Source organism: Streptomyces sp. NPDC050617 (assembly GCF_040654795.1).
Lineage (GTDB): Bacteria > Actinomycetota > Actinomycetes > Streptomycetales > Streptomycetaceae > Streptomyces.
This window is the reverse complement of sequence record NZ_JBFAIS010000018.1, coordinates 105,149-123,361: the sequence shown is the minus strand read 5'-3', so window position 1 is coordinate 123,361 and position 18,213 is coordinate 105,149. Positions and strand designations below refer to the sequence as shown.

The 18,213-nt window shown below is 72.4% G+C and carries 14 protein-coding genes; 6 read left to right on the top strand and 8 right to left on the bottom strand.

Annotated features, from left to right (window positions below; genetic code table 11):
* Nucleotides 1-66: 66 nt before the first annotated feature.
* Entirely contained in the window at nt 67-1,029 is a 963-nt protein-coding gene (locus AB0I49_RS23745; protein ID WP_363229048.1) for a 2-hydroxyacid dehydrogenase, read from the bottom strand.
* A gap of 75 nt (nt 1,030-1,104) precedes the next feature.
* Here AB0I49_RS23745 and AB0I49_RS23740 point away from each other — a divergent pair, with 75 nt between their 5' ends.
* The 3 genes from AB0I49_RS23740 (at nt 1,105) to AB0I49_RS23730 (ending at nt 3,726) form a co-directional block, all read left to right on the top strand.
* Nucleotides 1,105-2,097, top strand: coding sequence for an aldo/keto reductase (locus tag AB0I49_RS23740; RefSeq protein ID WP_363229047.1), 993 nt, complete (start codon nt 1,105-1,107; stop codon nt 2,095-2,097).
* Between the two features lie 183 nt (nt 2,098-2,280).
* Nucleotides 2,281-3,447, top strand: a complete 1,167-nt coding sequence (locus AB0I49_RS23735) for a PQQ-dependent sugar dehydrogenase (RefSeq protein ID WP_363229045.1) — start codon at nt 2,281-2,283, stop codon at nt 3,445-3,447.
* A 114-nt stretch (nt 3,448-3,561) separates the two neighbouring features.
* A complete protein-coding gene (locus tag AB0I49_RS23730; RefSeq protein ID WP_363229044.1) occupies nt 3,562-3,726 on the top strand; it encodes a DUF6191 domain-containing protein in 165 nt (54 codons plus the stop codon).
* Nucleotides 3,727-4,010: 284 nt separating this feature from the next.
* On the opposite strand, the gene AB0I49_RS23725 is transcribed toward AB0I49_RS23730, so the two are convergent.
* From AB0I49_RS23725 to AB0I49_RS23700, 6 genes are all read right to left on the bottom strand, one after another.
* The gene (locus tag AB0I49_RS23725; RefSeq protein WP_363229043.1) at nt 4,011-4,664 is read right to left on the bottom strand and encodes a hypothetical protein; all 654 of its coding nucleotides are present in this window, start codon (nt 4,662-4,664) and stop codon (nt 4,011-4,013) included.
* A gap of 94 nt (nt 4,665-4,758) precedes the next feature.
* Entirely contained in the window at nt 4,759-6,897 is a 2,139-nt protein-coding gene (locus tag AB0I49_RS23720; RefSeq protein ID WP_363229042.1) for a phosphocholine-specific phospholipase C, read from the bottom strand.
* A 243-nt stretch (nt 6,898-7,140) separates the two neighbouring features.
* The gene (locus tag AB0I49_RS23715; protein WP_363229041.1) at nt 7,141-9,180 is read right to left on the bottom strand and encodes an ABC transporter ATP-binding protein; all 2,040 of its coding nucleotides are present in this window, start codon (nt 9,178-9,180) and stop codon (nt 7,141-7,143) included.
* Between the two features lie 10 nt (nt 9,181-9,190).
* A complete protein-coding gene (locus tag AB0I49_RS23710) occupies nt 9,191-10,090 on the bottom strand; it encodes an ABC transporter permease (RefSeq protein WP_363229040.1) in 900 nt (299 codons plus the stop codon).
* Nucleotides 10,087-11,037 carry an ABC transporter permease gene (locus AB0I49_RS23705; protein ID WP_363229039.1) on the bottom strand — a complete coding sequence of 317 codons (951 nt, stop codon included), beginning with the start codon at nt 11,035-11,037 and terminating at the stop codon, nt 10,087-10,089. The genes AB0I49_RS23710 and AB0I49_RS23705 overlap by 4 nt, the downstream gene beginning before the upstream one ends.
* Entirely contained in the window at nt 11,034-12,833 is a 1,800-nt protein-coding gene (locus AB0I49_RS23700) for a peptide ABC transporter substrate-binding protein (protein ID WP_363229038.1), read from the bottom strand. Before AB0I49_RS23700 ends, AB0I49_RS23705 begins: the two co-directional genes overlap by 4 nt.
* A gap of 218 nt (nt 12,834-13,051) precedes the next feature.
* Between AB0I49_RS23700 and AB0I49_RS23695 the strand changes: the two genes are divergently transcribed.
* On the top strand, nt 13,052-14,209 hold the full coding sequence (locus AB0I49_RS23695; protein WP_363229037.1) for an ROK family transcriptional regulator: 1,158 nt from the start codon (nt 13,052-13,054) through the stop codon (nt 14,207-14,209).
* Nucleotides 14,210-14,268: 59 nt separating this feature from the next.
* The gene (locus AB0I49_RS23690) at nt 14,269-15,774 is read left to right on the top strand and encodes a M81 family metallopeptidase (protein WP_363229036.1); all 1,506 of its coding nucleotides are present in this window, start codon (nt 14,269-14,271) and stop codon (nt 15,772-15,774) included.
* On the opposite strand, the gene AB0I49_RS23685 is transcribed toward AB0I49_RS23690, so the two are convergent.
* Nucleotides 15,761-16,786 (bottom strand): helix-turn-helix domain-containing protein, encoded by a 1,026-nt coding sequence (locus AB0I49_RS23685; RefSeq protein ID WP_363229035.1) that lies wholly within the window; start codon nt 16,784-16,786, stop codon nt 15,761-15,763. The genes AB0I49_RS23690 and AB0I49_RS23685 overlap by 14 nt on opposite strands.
* A gap of 194 nt (nt 16,787-16,980) precedes the next feature.
* Between AB0I49_RS23685 and AB0I49_RS23680 the strand changes: the two genes are divergently transcribed.
* Nucleotides 16,981-18,213: an alpha/beta hydrolase gene (locus tag AB0I49_RS23680; RefSeq protein ID WP_363229034.1), complete on the top strand. Its 1,233-nt coding sequence runs from the start codon at nt 16,981-16,983 to the stop codon at nt 18,211-18,213.

The window sequence follows — 18,213 nt, the reverse complement described above, 5'->3', positions numbered from 1 at the left end:
TACACAGCGTGACTACCAGCGGGGTTACGAATACCGGGTGCATGCGGACGGTACCTGTGCGTGGCCTCACGTGGCGGTCGCCACGACGTTTAGGACCGGATCCCCTTGCGCGAACCGCCGCAGCTGCTCGCGGAGGATCTTCTTCGCCCGCGGCTCGAAGGCCGACGACGGGCCGCCCACATGCGGCGTGACGAGCACGCCGGGCGAGGTCCACAGCGGGTGTCCGGCGGGCAGCGGTTCGGGGTCGGTGACGTCCAGCGCGGCACGCAGCCGGCCGCTGTCCGTCTCGGCCAGCAGCGCCTTGGTGTCGACGATCTTGCCGCGCGCGATGTTGACCAGGAGCGCGCCGTCCTTCATGCGCCCCAGGAAGGCGGCGCCGGCGAGGTGGCGGGTCTCCTCCGTGAGCGGCGTCGCGAGGACCACGACGTCGGCTTCGGGAAGGAGTTCGGGCAGGTCGGCGAGTGCGTGCACCGGCCCGCGCGCGGTGGTACGGGCGGAGCGCGCGACGCGCGTCACCCGCTCGCACTCGAACGGCGCGAGCCGGTCCTCGATGGCGCTGCCGATCGATCCGTAGCCGACGATGAGCACGGTCTTGTCGGCGAGCGCCGGCCGGAACCGCTGCCGCCACTCCCCCGCGTCCTGGGCGCGCACGAAGTCCGGAACGCCGCGCAGGGAGGCGAGGATCAGGGTCAGCGCGAGCTCCGCGGTGCTCGTGTCGTGCAGGCCGCGGGCGTTGCACAGCCGTGCGCCCGCCGGGAGCCCGGGGACGGCGGGCAGCATGTGCTCGACGCCGGCGGTGAGGGTCTGCACCACCCGTACGCCCGTCATCTCCGGCAGCGGCCGCAGGCACACATCGGGCGCCTTGAGGTACGGGACGGCGTAGAACGCGCAGCGCGCCGGGTCGGTGGGGTACTCCGCCTCGCCGTCCCACTGCGCGTAGTCCAGCTCCTCGGGGAGTCCGTCGATCTCCGCGGCCGGCAGCGGGAGCCAGGCCAGCGGGCGGGCAAAGCCGTTGTCATCTGCACTCATGACATGAGGCTATGCGAAACGGACCGGTCGGCAGAGGTTAGTTTGGGTGGCCGGGAACGGGAGGGGTAAGGCCAGGTGGAGCGCAGGAGAATCGGCGCGTCGGCGCTCGAAGTGGGCGCGATCGGCCTCGGCTGCATGCCCATGCACTGGGCGTACACCGCCTCGCAGCAGAGCGGCGAGGGCGCGCTGCGCGCCGTGCACGCGGCGCTGGACGCGGGCGTGAACCTGCTGGACACCGCCGACATGTACGGCCCGTTCACCAACGAGCTGCTGCTGGGGCGGGTGCTGCGGCAGCGGCGCTCGGACGTGTTCGTCTCCACCAAGTGCGGGCTGCTGGTCGGCGAGCAGCACATCGTCTCCAACGGCCGCCCCGGCTATGTGAAACGCGCCTGCGACGCGTCGCTGCGGCGGCTCCAGACGGACGCGATCGACCTGTACCAGCTGCACCGGCCGGACCCCGAGGTGCCGATCGAGGAGACCTGGGGGGCGATGGCGGAGCTGGTCGCGGCCGGCAAGGTCCGTTCGCTGGGGCTGTGCGCCGTGGGTGCGCGGGCGCACCGGCGGTCGGGCGGCGGTCTGTACGACACCACGATCCGGCAGTTGGCGCGGCTTCAGCAGATCTTTCCGGTCAGCTGTGTGCAGGCGGAGCTGTCGGTGTGGTCGCCGGAGGCGCTGGACGCGCTGGTGCCGTGGTGCGGCGCGCGCGGCGTCGGGGTGCTGGCGGCGATGCCGCTGGGCAACGGCTTCCTCAGCGGGACGCTCACGCCGGGCCAGGGGTTCGAACCGGACGACGTACGGGCCCGGCATCCGCGGTTCACGGCCGAGATGATGGCCGCGAACCAGCCGATCGTGGCGGGGCTGCGCCGGATCGCGGAGCGGCACGGGGCGACGGCGGCGCAGGTGGCGCTGGCGTGGGTGCTGGCGCAGGGCCCGCATGTGGTGCCGGTGCCGGGGACGAAGAAGGAGCGGTGGGCGGTGCAGAACGCGGGCGCCGCCGGACTGCGGCTGACGCATGAGGACTTCGCGGAGATCTCGGCGCTGCCGCCGGTGCGCGACTCCTGGGTCTGAGCCGCGTTCGAGTGGGCCGCCGGGCGGAAGTGTTCCGGGGGCGCACGCCGGAGCGCGCCGCGCGGGCGCGTTTGGCCCGTACGGGGTCGTCGGAGCGGGACGCGGGGCGGGCCCTGGCGTGTCCCGGTGTATAAGGAACAGGACCGCGCCCTGGTGCACCGCCCCCGGCGAGAGGAACCCACCGTGCGACGTCCCACCGTCACCGCCGCGCTGGCCACCGCCTCCCTGCTGCTCGCGGCGGGCTGCTCGCCGGGGGGCGACGGTTCCCCCGGCGAGCGGAAGGCCACCGGCGCGGAGGGCGTCAAGCCCCCTTCCGCGAACGGCTCTTCGGCACCGGCCGCGGCAGCCGCGCCCGCCGAGGGGTCGGTGCGGGTGGAGCGCACGGTCGCCACGAAGCTGAAGTCGCCGTGGGGGCTCGTGCCGCTGCCCGGCGGCGACCTGCTGGTCTCCTCCCGCGACACCGGCAAGATCGTCCGGGTGGGGGCGGAGGACGGGAAGCAGACGGAGCTGGGCACCGTGCCGGGCGTCGCGGCGGCGGGCGAGGGCGGCCTCCTCGGCCTCGCGCTCTCCCCGGACTACGCCTCGGACCACATGGTGTACGCCTACTTCACCACCGACTCCGACAACCGCATCGCCCGCATGCCCTATGACGAGAAGAAGCCGGCCGGTCGCCGGCTCGGGGCCCCGAGCACGGTGTTCCGGGGCATCCCCAAGGGCTCCAACCACAACGGCGGGCGGATCGCCTTCGGCCCGGACGGGATGCTCTACGCCGGTACGGGCGAAAGCGGGCGGCGCGACCTGGCGCAGGACGAGAAGTCGTTCGGCGGGAAGGTCCTGCGGATGACGCCCGACGGCCGCCCCGCGAAGGGGAACCCCCGCCCCGACTCGGTGGTCTACTCCCTGGGCCACCGCAATGTGCAGGGCCTCGCCTGGGACGCGGACAAACGGCTGTGGGCCAGTGAGTTCGGCCAGGACACCTGGGACGAACTCAACCTCGTAGAGCCGGGCAAGAACTACGGCTGGCCGGTGGTGGAGGGCAAGAGCGACAAGAGCGGCTACGTACCGCCGGTGGAGCAGTGGAAGACCTCGGAGGCGTCCCCCAGCGGCCTCGCCTACGCCAAGGGCTCCCTGTGGATGGCGGGCCTGCGCGGCGAGCGCCTGTGGCGCGTCCCCCTGGACGACGCGCGTCCGGCGGCCGGGCCCCAGTCGTTCCTGGAGAAGGAGTACGGGCGGCTGCGCACGGTGGTGCCCGCGGACGACGGCGCCCTGTGGCTCATGACGAGCAACACCGACGGCCGCGGCGACCCGACGGACGAGGACGACCGCATCCTCCGCCTGAAGATCAGCTGACTCCGGCGATCACCCTTGTGACCTGGTCCGACGTGCGTCCCCCGGCGCACCCGGCCCATTTGACGGCCTCCCGTCTACAATGTATGAGGGGCCACCAATCCCACGGGGGTTCAGATGTTCAACATCTTCGAGGCCATCTTCGCTCCGGGCCGCAAGCACACCGAGGAGGAGCGGAACCGCCTTGAGCTGACCCGAGAGGACGTCGGCGACGGCTCATCGGGCCACGGCCCGATAGACCTCGACTCGGGCCAGGTCGTCATACGGCCGCAGCAGCACTGACCGGACCCGGGGCGCCAGGAGCCGCGGCTCAGGCGCTCTCCGGAGCACTGAACAACCGCAGCCGGTGCGCCAGCGCGCCCCCTCGCCGAGCCCGTCGCCCGCGTCGCGGCGGGTGTTACGGGCATGGCGCGCGTGACGGGAACATCGTGGTCTCCCTGGTGGGACGGTTTCTCGCGGTGCGAGAAGCGTCGTCCCCCAGGGAGACCCGGCACATCGGGCGAGTGCCGCGTCTTTCGCCCCGAAGGGGCCTTAGAAAGCCCCCTTGGAAAGGACTGCTCGGCGGCTCAGCGTCCGCTCGTCGCGGGCACCTTGGGAAGCGCGCCGAAGAGGTCGAAGTACATGCCGGCGGAGATCAGTACGCCGATGACGCCGAGTGCCACGCCGCCCCAGGCGACGGCCCGGACCCAGGGGGCGAGGGGGCCGGCCGGGGAGGTGCGGGGGCGGGAGGCGAGCACGGCGGCCGCCAGGAGCAGGGCGATGAGGGCGAAGCCGCCGTTGACCAGGGCGGTGGTGTGCCAGGGGGCGCCGTAGACGGCGCCGATCTGGTCGGTCGAGCCGCCCGACTGGACCTTGATCTGGCCGGTGAGGGTCTTGCGTTCGGCGAGCAGGGTGCCGAGCCAGGTGCCGCTCAGGGCGGCGAAGCCGAGGGCCGCGGAGACGACGGCCGAGGCCCCGGCGAACACGCCGGAGGAGGGCGGCCGCGCGGCCGCGTCCTCCTCGGGCGCGTCGGCGTCCTCAGCGTTGTCGGCCTGCTCGGCGTGCTCGGCGTCCTCAGCGCTGTTCCGCCCGTCGGCATCGGGCTCCGCCTCGGTGACCTCGGAAATGCCTGCCTCGGCAGCACCCTCCTCCTTTTTCAGGGCCAGGGGCGTCTCGTCGGCCGGGCCGTCCGCCTCTGCGCCGGTCTTGGCTGTCTTCGTCTTGGTGCTGTCCGTGTCCATGGCCGCACACCGTAGGGGTACTTTCTGAGAGCCGTCTGAGCGTCCCCGCACAGACGGCCCATAGCCCGTCCTCAGGCGGTCCATGGAAGGCGCGTCAGCCGGTGACCGACTCCTTCCCGTTCTCGATGTGCCCCATCAGCCGGCGCCGGAAGGAGCCGTCCTCCGCGACCGTGAGCAGCAGGTCGTACCAGCCGTGCGCCCGCGCCGCCTCGTAGGGCACGGTGCGGCTGCGGCCGGGCGCGAGGGCCACGGCACGCGGGCGCGCGTGCGCGTGCCCGTACGCCTCGACGCCCAGCGTGAGCGTCAGCGGCTCGCTTCCCCGGTTGTGCAGGGTCAGGTGCAGCTCGCGCCGCCGGGTGTCGACGGTGGTGCTGACGTGCAGTCCGGCGGCGGCGCCCCGGTCGGTCCCGGCGTATTCGCGGCGGAAACCGTTGGGGCCGGTGAGCGTGAAGTCGTACGCGCCCTTCTTGACCGGTACGTCCCAGGTGGCCGTCCCCAGGACGTCGCGGTGGCGCGGCGTCGCGTACTCCCCCGCGTACGGGTAGAGCGCGAAGTGGGCACTGGCGGCGCCGGTGTTGCTCAGCGCGAGGCGGAACACGGCCGCCTCACGGTCGTACGAGCCGTGCGCGTCGGGCTGGTAGGGCAGCGGCCGGGCCGGGCGGACGCCTTCCTCCTGGTGCGGCATCTTCTGGTCGGCGGGAGGTTTGGGGCTCCAGCGGCCGGTGAACGGGGGGATCGGGCCGGGGCGGTCGACAGCCGGCCGGGGACGGCCGCGGGAGAAGTCGAAGGCGCCCGTCAGATCGCCGCACACGGTGCGCCGCCACTCGCTGATGTTGGGCTCCCGGACGCCCAGCCAGCGCTCCAGGAAGCGGGTGATGGAGGTGTGGTCGAACAGCTGCGAGCACGCGTAACCGCCGACCGTCCAGGGCGAGATGACGACCATGGGGACGCGGATACCGAGCCCCACGGGGCGGTTCTTCCAGAACTCGTCCTTCGTTCCGTCCGGCGGAACAGGCGGCGGCACGTGGTCGAAGAAGCCGTCGTTCTCGTCGTACGTGAGGAAGAGGGCGGTGTGCCGCCAGACGTCCGGGTTCTTGCCGAGCGCGTCGAGGACCTTGTAGACGATGGTGGCGCTGGCGATCGGCGAGGACGAGCCGGGGTGCTCGGACTCGGCGGCCGACGGCACGATGTACGAGACCTGCGGGAGCTTGCCGGAGGCGACGTCGGCGGCGAAGGCGGTGGCGGTGGAGCCCGGTTCGCCGCGGTGCAGGGCGCGCCGGTAGAGGCTGCGCTCGTCGGCGGTCAGGGCGGCGACGCCCTCGGCGAGCAGCTTCTCCAGCTTCGCCCGGCCGGCGGTGTCGGCGGCGGCCAGCTTGCCGTAGTAGGCGGTCATGTTCTGCGCGCCGTCGACCTTGGCGAGGGCCTTGCGGGCGATGGCCTTGAAGCTCGCGTAGAACTCCAGGTTGTTGTCGGTGAAGTTGTCCCACTCCTGGTAGACCTGCCAGCTGTGGCCGGCCCGCTGGAGCCGCTCGGGGTAGGTGGTCCAGGCGTAGCCGGGGTGGGTGTCCTCGTTGTACGCGTCGTTGCCGACGGCCCGCGCGCCGCCGTTCGGCTCGAAGCCGGTCCAGCCGCTGACCAGGTGGTTGCGGTTGGGGCTGGTGGAGGAGTGGATGGCGGAGTGGTAGGCGTCGCAGACGGTGAAGGTGTCGGCGAGTTCGTAGTGCAGGGGCACGTCGGCGCGGTCGTAGTGCGCCATGGTGGCGGCGGTCTTGGCGGTGACCCAGCCGTCCATCCAGCCGCCGCGCCACGCCTTGCCGCCGCCCTCCCAGCTGTGGTCGAGGGCCCCGATGTACTGGAGGTCCTTCTTCTGCGCGGCGGCGGCGTCGCGGACGGCGAAGGGCAGTACGGTCCCGACGCCGAGCGGTCCGGGCTGCTCGAAGACGCTCTTGCCGCTGGGAAGTTTGACGGCGTTGCGGTCGGCGTAGCCGCGTACGCCTCTCAGCGCTCCGAAGTAGTGATCGAAGGAACGATTCTCCTGCATGAGGACGACCACATGCCGGATGTCGCCGAGGCCGTCGGCCCTGCCGCCCCTGTGCCCGGCCGCCGCCAGTGCCTCCGGCTCGGCTGCCAGGGCCTGCTGGAGCGACGGCGGCAGGAGCGACCCGGCCGCACCCACGGCGGCGGCGCCCGCGCCGAGGGTCAGTGCGCGTCTACGCGTTATCTCGGATGACAAGCTCGACCTCCCAGTCGATGGCCAATGGTCCAGTGCTGTGCCATTGGAGACTCGGGGGGACCGTAGCGACGGGAGGTGGACAGGGGAAGACTTCGCACCGACGCGGCGGTTACGAAGTGGACGTCGGGGCTCCGGTCGGAATCACGCTGACGCCGCGGGCCGCTCGCCGACGCCGCGGGCCGCTCGGCGGATGCGCCCGTACAAGTAAGGGGCGGCCCCCCATGGAGACCGCCCCTTACGTCCCTACGCCGCGCCGGAGCCCGCCGGTACCAGCGGGAAGTGGCACGCCACCCGGTGGCCCACCGCCGTCGGTTCCGCCGGCGGCGGTTCCGTGGTCGCGCAGACGTCCTGCGCGATCGGGCAGCGCGTACGGAACCGGCAGCCGGACGGCGGCGCGGCGGCCGACGGCGTCTCGCCGCCGAGCGGGGTGCCGGTGGGTTCGGACGTCGGGTCGGGCTCGTTGACCGTGTCGAGCAGGCCGCGCGTGTAGGGGTGCAGCGGCGCGCCGAAGACCGCTTCGGCGGGGCCGGTCTCCACGAGCTTGCCGAGATACATCACCCCGACCGTGTCGGCCAGGTACCGCACCACCGCGAGGTCGTGCGAGATGAACAGATAGGTCAGCCCCTTGTCCCGTTGCAGGTCGCGCATCAGGTTGAGGATCTGCGCCTGCACGGAGACGTCCAGCGCGGAGACGGGTTCGTCGGCGACGACGAGGGCCGGGCTGAGCGCCAGCGCCCGCGCGAGGCCCAGGCGCTGCCGCTGGCCGCCGGAGAACTCGTGCGGGTAGCGGTCCACGGCCCCGCGCGGCAGCCCGACCTCGTCGAGGAGTTCGGCGATCCGCGCGTCCTGCGCGGCCCGGTCGCCGATGCCCTGGATGACGAGCGGCTCCCGCAGGATCGCGCCGACGCGGGCCCGCGGGTCCATGGAGGCGTACGAGTCCTGGAACATCAGCTGCACCTCCCGGCGGTGCGCGCGCAGCTCCTTGCGGCCGAGGGCGGTGATGTCCTGGCCCCCGAAGCGGATCTCCCCGCCGGTCGGCGCCTCCAGCCCGACGACCATCCGGCCCAGCGTGGACTTGCCGCAGCCGGACTCTCCGACGATGCCGAAGGTCTCGCCGCGCTTGACGGTCAGCGAGACGCCGGCCACCGCGCTGACGGCGGAGGCGCCCTTGCGGCGGGCGAACGGCCCGCTGTTCAGCGGGTACTCCTTGGCGACCTCGCGGAGCGTGAGGAGCGTCTCGTCGGTGCGTACGGGCGCGGCGTCCGGCGCGGGCGGCACGACCTCGGCGACGGGGTCGGTGTCCGGGTCGACGGGGTGGAAGCAGGCGAAGGCGTGCTCCCCGGCGTCCTCACCGGTCTCCGTCAGCTCCGGCTCCGCCGTCCGGCACTCGTCCGTGGCGAAGCCGCAGCGCGGCGCGAAGCGGCATCCGGTGGGCCGTACGACCAGGGACGGCGGCAGGCCGGGGATCGTGGCCAGCGGCTGCGACTCGTCGGCGGCGCGCTCGGGCAGGGCCGCGAAGAGCGCCTGGGTGTAGCGGTGCCGGGGGGCCGCGAAGAGGGGGCGTACGTCCGCCCGTTCGGCGACCTTGCCCGCGTACATCACGGCGACCTTGTCGACCCGCTTGGCGATCACGCCGAGGTCGTGGGTGACCAGGATCATCGCCATGCCGAGCCGTTCCCGGAGCTCGTCGATGAGCTCCAGGATCTGGTGCTGGGTGGTGACGTCGAGGGCGGTGGTCGGCTCGTCGGCGATGAGCAGCTTGGGCTCGCAGACCAGGGCCATGGCGATGGCGACGCGCTGCCGCATGCCGCCGCTGAGCTGGTGCGGGTAGTTCTTCATCCGCTCGCCGGGCTGCGGCATGCCCACCAGCCGCAGGGTCTCCTCGGCCTTCCGCCACGCCTCGGCCTTGGAGGCGCCGGTGTGCAGCAGCAGCGGCTCGGCGACCTGCGCGCCGATCGTCATGGTGGGGTTGAGGGAGGTGAGCGGGTCCTGGAAGACCATGCCGATGGTGTTGCCGCGCACGTCGCGCAGGACGGGCTGGGCGGCGGCCGCCAGGTCGGCGCCGTCGAAGAGGATGCGGCCGCCGGTGACGCGCCCGCCGTTGGGGAGGAGTCCGAGGACGGACAGCGCGGTCATGGTCTTGCCGCAGCCGGACTCCCCGACGATGCCGAGGGCCTCGCCGGGCGCGAGGTCGAGGTTGACGCCGTCGAGGGCGTGCACGGTGCGGGCGCGGGAGGCGATCTCGACGTGCAGGTCTTCGATGGCGAGGAGCTTGTCGGTCATGGTGGTTGCCTCAGTTCTTCTGGAGCCGCACGTCGAAGGCGTCGCGCAGGCCGTCGCCGATGAAGTTGAAGGCGGCGACGACGAGGACGATCGCGATGCCGGGCGGGAAGATCAGCCACCAGTAGCCGACCTGCGTGTAGGTGATGCCGGAGGAGAGCATGGAGCCCCAGTCGGCGGCGGGCGGCGGGATCGACAGGCCAAGGAAGGACAGATAGGCGACGTAGAGGATGGCGTCGGCGATCTGGAAGGTGGCGTTGACGATGACCGTGCCGATGGCGTTCGGGACGATGTGCTTGAAGACGGCCCTGCCGCCTCCGCCGCCCATCAGCCGCATGGCGTGGATGTAGTCGCGGCTGCGCAGCGCGAGGGCCTCGCCGCGGATGAGGCGGGCCGGGGAGAGCCAGGCCACCGAGGCGATGATCAGGATGAGCACCAGCTTGCTGGGCGTGATGATCGCGGCGACGACGACGAGCAGGAAGAGCGCGGGGATGGCGAGGGCGGCGTCGGTGATGCGCATCATCGTGGCGTCGACCCAGCCGCCGAAGTATCCGGCGACGGCCCCGTAGACGGTGCCGAAGAGGGTGGCGAGCAGGCCGGCGGCGAGACCGACCTCCAGGGAGGTCTGGCCGCCGTACATGAGCCGGCCGAGCATGTCGTAGCCGAGGTCGGTGGTGCCGAGCGGGTGGCCGGCGCTGCCGGGGGCCAGGTTGGCCTGGCTCAGGTCGGTGTGCACCTGGTCGGTGTGGTGGATCAGCGGCCCGAGGAAGCAGAACGCGATGAGTCCGACGAGCAGCACCGCGCCGAGCAGCGCGAGCTTGTTGCGGGCGAACACGCTCAGCGTGCGGCGGGCGAGGCTGGGGGTGGCGACGGCGGCTTCCGGCTGCGTCGCCTCGACGGCTGCGGCGGTCACGAGACGCTCCTGATCCGGGGGTCGAGGACGGCGTACGCGATGTCGGTGATCAGCGAGCCGATGACGGTGGCGACGCCGACGACGAGGGTGACGCCGAGCAGTACGGGGAAGTCGGAGCCCTGCGCCGAGTTCCAGAAGAGCAGCCCCATCCCCGGGTAGTTGAACATCGACTCGACGACGAGGGCGCCGCTGATGAGGGTGGGGAGGTAGAGGCCGAGGAGGGTGGCGAGCGGGATGAGCGCGTTGCGCAGCACGTGCCGGGCCATGATGCGGGCCTCGGACTGCCCCTTGGCGCGGGCGGTGCGCACGTATTCCTCGCTGAGGTTGTCCAGTACGGCCGAGCGCATATAGCGGCTGAAGGCGGCGATGATGCCGAGCGCCATCGTGACCACCGGCAGCACCAGCGCGGACAGGTTGGAGAGGATGCCGCCGATCGTGTCGGCCTGTGGCGCCTCGGCGGGGAACAGCTGGAGCTGCTGGCTGAAGACCAGGATGAGGACGAGGCCGAGGAAGAAGACGGGGGTGGCGTAGGCGAGGAAGGCGGCGCCGGTCAGCGCGTAGTCGGCGGCCTTGCCGCGGCGCACGGCCTGGATGATGCCGAGCGGGATGGCGAGGATCGCGGCGAGCACGATGGACAGGCCGGTCAGGACGAGCGTCTTGGGCAGCCGCTCGCCGATCAGCGAGGCGACGGACTGGTTGAGCTTGTACGACTCGCCGAGGTCGCCGGTGAGCAGCCGGCCGAGGTACTGCACGTACTGGACGGGCAGCGAACGGTCGTACCCCTGCTGGTGGTCGAAGTGCGCGATGGCGTCAGGGGTGGCGCGCGGTCCGAGGATCGCGCGGGCCGGTCCGCCGGGCAGCAGGTGCAGGAGGACGAAGACGATGATGGAGACGAGGAACAGGACGATGACGGCCTGTCCGACGCGTTTGATGAGGAAGCGGGTCACTTGCCCTCGCCGCCCTTCTTCACGAAGTACCAGTCCTGGGGCGCGAGGGAGAGCGTCGGGTTCTGGCCGACGCCGCGCAGGTCGTTGCGGATGACGGAGACCTGGTACGCGGGGTTGGGCGTCCACAGGACGGGCACCTGGTCGGCGACGTACTGGGCGTACTCGCGCATGGCGGCCGGGTCGCCGGAGTACTCGGTGGCCTTGACGAGCTGGTCGGTCTTGGGGTCGGACCAGTTGCCCATGTTGGAGGGGGCGTTGGTCGCGAAGAGCGTCTCGCCGCTGGGGGCGGGCGGGAAGTACCAGCTGCCCTGTGAACCGAAGAAGCCCATCTGCCAGCTCTTGCAGGCGGCGTCGGTCTCCTTGCAGGGGACGGTGGTGCCGAGCACGGTGTTGAGCGGCTGCTGGCGGATCTCGAAGTCGATGCCGACCTTGCTCATCGCGGACTTCATCACCTGCATGGTGTTGGAGGTCTCGGTCGAGCCGGACTGGGAGAGGAGCTCCAGCTTGAGCCGCTGCCCCTTCTTGATCCCCTTGCCGCACTCGCCGTCGCCCTCACCGGGCTTCGCGCACCGCATGACGCCGTCCCGCGAGACCCAGCCGTGGTCCGTGAGCAGCTTCTCCGCCGCCGCCGGGTCGAACGGGTAGGGGTCCTTGGGGAGCAGGCTGGCGGGGACGGGGCCGCGGGTGGGGGCGGCGGAGCCCTGCCAGACGACCTTGGAGATCTCCTTCTGGTCGATGAGGTGCTGGAGCGCCTGGCGGATGTAGAGCTGGCGCAGCATGGGACCGGCCGTGGGGCTGTTGAAGTTCAGGACGATGTAGGTGATCGCCCAGCCCTCCCACGGGTCGATGCGGTACCCCATCTCCTTGAACTTCTTCGACTGGGCCATCACGGAGGGCGGGATGTAGCCGTAGTCGACGCCGCCCGCGCGCAACACATTGAACTCGGAGTCCGCGGTGGTGAAGGGCTTGAAGACGACGCGGTCCAGGTGCGCCTTGTCGGGGCCGCTGTACTTCTTGTTGGGTACGAGCGAGACCTCGCCGTTGGTGGTCCACCGCTCGATCCGCCAGGGGCCGGCGACGGTCTTCCACAGCGGGTCGGTGGCGAACTTGGAGAGCTGCTTGCCGTGCGCGGTCAGCCGGGCGAAGACCTTCTTGGGGTCCTCGTGCTTCGGGTTCCAGGCGTGCTCGGGCAGCGGCTTGAAGTACTGGAGCGTGTTGTTGGTGAACCAGTCCGGGTTGTACGAGCGGTCGAGCCGCAGCCGGAAGGTGTGCGCGTCCAGGACGTCGAAGCTCTCGACGTTGTCCGGCAGCAGGCCGGGCGAATAGCCGCCCCAGTCCTTCTTGTTGGCCCGGATCAGGTCGAACCAGAACTCGACGTCGGAGGCGGTGACGGGCTTCCCGTCGGACCAGTCGTAGCCCTTCTTGAGCTTGACGGTCACCGTCTTGTTGCCGTCGCTGTAGGCCGGCATGCCGTCGGCGAGGTTGCTCGGGCTGTCCATCGACAGCTTGTCGCCCTTCTGCTCCGGGTTGAAGAGCAGCGGGTAGAGCAGGTTCTGGATGGAGCTGTTGTACGTGGCCAGGTAGCCGGGCGCGCCGATCGGGAAGATCCAGTTCGGGGTGGCGGCGGGCGGCAGCGCCATGGTGGCCGTGCCGCCCTCGACCTTCGTTCCCCCGGTGGCGCCGAGTTCGGTGACGGCGGAGCTCTTCGGGCCGCAGCCGCTGAGCAGGCCCACGCCCAGCACCGCCGCGAGAAGGGCGGCGACGGGCCCGCGTATTCGGTTCTTGCGCAGCCCCATGCCGCCTCCAAAGTCAACCAGTCGAAGATTGCGAGCAAAGTACGGACGAAAACGAAAAGAAGTCAAGGGTCTAGCGCACAAGCCTTCGATTGATGTCTACTGTCAGCGAACCAAAGCCCGAACTTGCTTCGTTCGCCGAACGAAGCCCCACAGCAGAACCCCCGCAGCACGACCCTCAGCACCCCTCAGCAGAAGCCGCCGACAGAAGGGCCGCCAACATGACGGCAGCGGACGAGCAGTCCGGCTCCGCCGCACACGTCCTCGATCTCGTCGCGAGCGGCGCCGCCACCTCGCGCGCCGATCTCGTACGGGAGCTGGGGCTCGCCGCCTCCACCGTCTCCGCCCGCGTCCAGGAGCTCGTCGACGCGGGGCTGCTGACCGAGGGCGGCGAGGGCGCCTCGCGCGGCGGGCGCCGCCCCCGGCTGCTGCGCATACCGGACAGCGGAGCCGTCGCCCTCGCCGCCGACCTCGGCAGCCACCACGCCAGAATCGGCGCGGTCGGCCTCACCGACGCCGTCTTCGACACCTCCGAGCACGGCTTCGACCTCACCGCCGGCCCCGGCCCCGCCCTCGACCTGCTCGCCGCCCACCTCGGCGAGCTCGCCGACCGGCAGCGCGCGGCGGGCCGGCCGGTGCGGGCCGTGGGCATCGGCTTCCCCGGCCCCGTCGACACCGCCACCGGCCGCGTCATCGCCCCCTCCCGGATGCCCGGCTGGCACCTGTACGAACTGGGCGACCGCCTCCGCGACCGGCTCGGCCTGCCCGTCCTCGTCGACAACGACGCCAACCTCATGGCCGCCGGCGAGCACCGCGCCGCCCACCCGGCGCTGCGCCACCTCGTGGTCGTCAAGGCCGGCCGCGGCATCGGCTCCGGCGTCATCAGCGGCGGCCGGCTCTACCGCGGCGCGGGCGGCAGCGCGGGCGACATCAGCCACGTCCGGGTGGACGCGGCGGCGGAACGCCCCTGCTCCTGCGGGAACATCGGCTGCCTGGAGACCGTCGCGAGCGGCGCGGCCATCTCGGCGGCGCTGCGCGAGGGCGGCATCGACGCGGACGGCGCCGCCGACATACTGCGCCTGGTCGCCGACGGCGAACCGCTCGCCACGACGCTGGTGCGCCAGGCGGGGCGGCACATAGGCGGCGTGCTCTCCGTGGTCGTCAACTTCTTCAACCCGGAGGCGGTCGTACTCGGCGGCGCCCTGTCCCAGGCCGAGCCGCTGGTCGCGGCCGTCCGCGGCGTCCTGTACGAGCGGTGCCTGCCGATGGCGACGAGCGCGCTGACGATAGCGGCGGCGAGCTGCGGCCCGGACGCGGGGCTGCTGGGCGCGGGCCACGCGGCGCTGCGCGAGTGCGCGGCGGGCGTGCCGGGGCCCTGACCTCCGCGGCCTCCCAGAACACCTCAGACGGTCCGCCACCCCACGGAAAGTGAGCAACCATGACTGCCCCCACCCGCCGCCTCCGCATAGGCATCGGCGGCATGTCCATCGAGTCCAGCACCTTCTGCCCGCACCGCTCCACGTACGACGACTTCCGCGTCACCCGCGACGCGGACCTGCTCGCCCGCTACACGTGGACCGGCCCCGGCAGCGACCTCGACGACGTGGTGGAGTGGGTTCCGCTCGTGCACGCCGTGTCCCTGCCCGGCGGCGCGGTCGAGCGGGAGACGTACGACCGGATCAAGGTCGAGCTGACCGACCGCATCCGGGCGGCGGGCCCCCTCGACGGCCTCGTCTACGACATCCACGGCGCGATGAGCGTGGTCGGCCTGGAGGACGCCGAGGGCGACCTCACCGACGCCGTACGGTCGGCGATCGGCCCCGACGCGCTGGTCTCCGCCGCCATGGACCTGCACGGCAACGTCTCCCGCCGGTTCGCCGACCAGCTCGACCTCATCACCGCCCACCGCCTCGCCCCGCACGAGGACGCCTGGGACACCCGCGAGCGCGCGGCCCGCAAGCTCGTGGAGCGCCTCACCTCCGGCAAGGGCCGGCCGAGCGTCGCGTGGGTGCAGATCCCCGTGCTGCTCCCCGGCGAGAAGACCAGCACCCGGCTGGAGCCCGCCAAGTCGCTGTACGGGCGGCTGGCCGGCATCGAGGCGATGGACGGCATCGTGGACGCCGCGATCTGGGTGGGCTACGCCTGGGCGGACGAGCCGCGCTGCAAGGCGGCCGTGGTCGTCACCGGCGACGACGCCGAACTGGCCGCGGCGCAGGCCCGCTCGCTGGCCGAGGAGTACTGGCGGGTGCGCCGCGAGTTCGTCTTCGTCGGCCCGACCGCCGACGCGGACACCGCCATCGCCCGGGCCGTCGCCTCCGACGCCCGCCCGTTCCTGATCAGCGACTCCGGCGACAACCCCACCGCGGGCGGCGCGGGCGACCTGCCCTACATGCTGGAGCGCCTCCTCGCCGACGACGAGCTGGCGTCCGGCCGCAGCACCGCCATCCACCCCGGCATCATGGACCCGGCCGCGGTGGCCGCGTGCTTCGAGGCGGGCGTCGGCGCGACGGTGAACCTGTCGGTGGGCGGCCACATCAGCAAGTGCGAGCCGTACAAGCTCACCGGCACGGTCACCGCCCTCCAGGGCGCGACGGCCGCCGACGGGGACGGCCCGCGCGGCAACCCCGCCTACGACGAGGGCGGCCGGACCGCCGCCGTCATCTGCGGCGGCGTGACCACCGTGCTCACCGAGCGGCGCAAGCCCTTCCACACCCGCGCCGACTTCGGGGAGCTGGACCCGCGCACGTACGACCTGGTGGTCGTCAAGATCGGCTATCTGGAGCCGGAGCTGTACGACATGGCCGCCGACTGGCTCCTCGCCCTGACCCCCGGCGGCGTCGACCAGGACCTGCTGCGCCTGGGCCACCACCGCGTGGAGCGCCCGCTGTACCCCTTCGACGACGAGGGCTTCGAGGACCCGGACCTGACGGTCACGCTCCTGTAGCCCCGGTGGACCGGTACGGGGCCGGGGCCCTTCCCCTGCCCCGGCCCCGTACCAGCAGGCTCCCCAGCGCGGTGCGCCGGTGCAGGACCGAACGCCCGGCGCGGACCGTGGTGATCAGGCCCGCGCCGCGCAGGGCGGCGGCGTGGGCGGACGCGGTGGCGTTGCTGACGTGCAGCCGCCGGGCCAGACCCGTGGTGGTGTGCTCGTCGGCGAGCACGAGCAGGACGTCGAGCCGCGTCCGCCCCACCACCCCGGCCAGCGCCTCCTCCGAACCGGCCGGGTCGGCCGCTCCCAGCAGCGCGGGCGGCAGCCCGTCGCCCACCGGATACGTCACGTACAGCGGGCGGCCGGGCAGGTCGGCGATCAGCGGACGGCCCGTCCAGTGGAAGGTGGGTACGAGCACCAGCCCCCGGCCGTCCAGGCGGATGTCCCGTTCTGAGGGGCCCGCGAACTCCCAGACGCCGTCGTCGCCGAGCCGCCCTCCGGGGACGAGCGCGGTGAGCGCGGCGCCGATGCCGTGCTCGGCGACGGCCAGCGCGTGCCGGGTGAACTCCGCCCGGTGCAGGTCCTCCACCAGGTCCCAGGCGGGCCGCAGAACGGCGTCGAAGGCCGCGAGCTGGGCGCGGCGCAGGACCCGCCAGGAATCGCCGTCGCCCCGGTGCAGACCGCGAACCCACGGCGGGGCCGGGGTTGGCTGGAGCGCGTACACCCGCTCCATCTCGGAGCGTACGAGCGCCGGGCGCGCGGCCCGTACGGTCTCCAGCCCCTCGGCCAGGGTGTCGCTGAACACGTCGATGAACTGCGGTGCCACCGCCCCCGGCACGAGGTCCCGCAGCGGCAGGGCGGCGGAGGGCAGGTTCCGCAGCGCCCGCTGCCGCCAGTGGCCGAAGAGCAGCTGCCCGTCGCGGCGGACCATCATGGACAGCGCCGCGTTCAACTCCTGGAGCGGGGCGGGCCGGGGCGCGAACCGGACGCGGGCGAAGTCCGCGACCGTGAAGCGAATCCGTACCACTGCTCCCCCTCGCCGCGCCATCGTTTCGGCCGGGCCCGAAACCTTCGCCCGTACTCCCCGCAGAACCCCAGTATCGGCGCACGCGCCCTTCCCGCACGCGGAGGGCGGCGGGCCGGCACGAGGAACGCAGGGGAACACAGGGGAACACAGGGGAAGGCAGCAGAGCCATGATCAACGGCGAGGGACGATCCGGAATGGACCGACGGACCGTGGTGAGGACGGCGGCGCTGGCGACGGCCGGGGCGCTGCTGGGGAGCGGGGGCGTCGCGCGGGCCCGTCCGAGAACAGCGGCCACGGCCGGCGTCACCCTGCGCCTGCCGGCGCCCACCGGCCCGTACCGTACGGGCGTCACGACCCTCTATCTCGTCGACCGTCGCAGGCACGACCCCTGGGACCTCCGTATCCCCGTACGGGAGGTGATGGTCACGGTCTTCTACCCGGCCCGTACCGTCGGCGGCTTCCCGGTAGCGCGCCAGATGACCGAAGAGGCCGCGGCCGTCTTCGCGGAGATCGCCCCCTTGACGCACCTTCAGCTCCCGAAGACCGGGGTGAACTGGGCGGCCACCACGACCCATTCGCATACGGACGCGCCCGCGCACCCCGTACCGAGCCCGGTGCTGCTCTACAGCCCGGGCGGCGGCGACCCGCGCACGCTGGGTACGGGCGTGGCGGAGGAGCTGGCGAGCCACGGCTACGCGGTGGTGACCGTGGACCACCCGGGCGACGCGGCCGTGGTGTCGTTCCCCGTCGAGGGCCGGGGCAGGACCGGTACGTTCCGCACGACCGTCTTCCGGGGCGACCCCCGAGAGCAGCCGAAGGTGTTCCGCACGGCGATCGACACCCGCGTAGCGGACCTCGGCTTCGTACTGGACCAGCTGGAGATCCTGGCGGCCGGGGGCAACCCGGACCCGACGACCCGCCCCATACCGGACAGCCTGGGAGGCGCGCTGGACCTGAGCAGGGTGGGGATCTACGGCCACTCGGCGGGCGGCACGGCCGTGGCGGAGGCGATGTACGAGGACCGCCGCATCCACGCGGCGATCGACTTGGAGGGCTACTTGGACTACGCCCCGGAGCCCTCCGGCCGCCCAGGCCCCCTCTTCCCGGTCGCCCGCCACGGCACGCGCCGCCCCCTGCTCCTGCTGGGCACATCGGGCTTCCCGCACCGACGCGAACTCTCCCGCTCCTGGTCCGCCCTGCTCGCCCACCCCGGCGGCCACACCCGCCGCACCCGCATCGACGACGCCGCCCACTGGGTCTTCACCGACTACGCCGCCATGGCCCCACAGCTACAGACAGCGGACCTGATGACCGCCGCCGCCCGGACGGAACTGATCGGCGCGATCACCCCGGAACACGCGATCCCGCTGGTCCGCGACAACCTCCGTACGTTCTTCGCCCGGCGCCTGCCGGCCCGTCAGGGCTGA

Bases quoted from the DNA above. Each gene is read 5' to 3' on its own strand.
- AB0I49_RS23745 (WP_363229048.1), bottom strand. From the start codon at position 1,029: ATGAGTGCAGATGACAACGGCTTTGCCCGCCCGCTGGCCTGGCTCCCG.
- AB0I49_RS23730 (WP_363229044.1), top strand. From the start codon at position 3,562: ATGTTCAACATCTTCGAGGCCATCTTCGCTCCGGGCCGCAAGCACACC.
- AB0I49_RS23725 (WP_363229043.1), bottom strand. From the start codon at position 4,664: ATGGACACGGACAGCACCAAGACGAAGACAGCCAAGACCGGCGCAGAG.
- AB0I49_RS23715 (WP_363229041.1), bottom strand. From the start codon at position 9,180: ATGACCGACAAGCTCCTCGCCATCGAAGACCTGCACGTCGAGATCGCC.
- AB0I49_RS23700 (WP_363229038.1), bottom strand. From the start codon at position 12,833: ATGGGGCTGCGCAAGAACCGAATACGCGGGCCCGTCGCCGCCCTTCTC.
- AB0I49_RS23695 (WP_363229037.1), top strand. From the start codon at position 13,052: ATGACGGCAGCGGACGAGCAGTCCGGCTCCGCCGCACACGTCCTCGAT.
- AB0I49_RS23690 (WP_363229036.1), top strand. From the start codon at position 14,269: ATGACTGCCCCCACCCGCCGCCTCCGCATAGGCATCGGCGGCATGTCC.
- AB0I49_RS23680 (WP_363229034.1), top strand. From the start codon at position 16,981: ATGGACCGACGGACCGTGGTGAGGACGGCGGCGCTGGCGACGGCCGGG.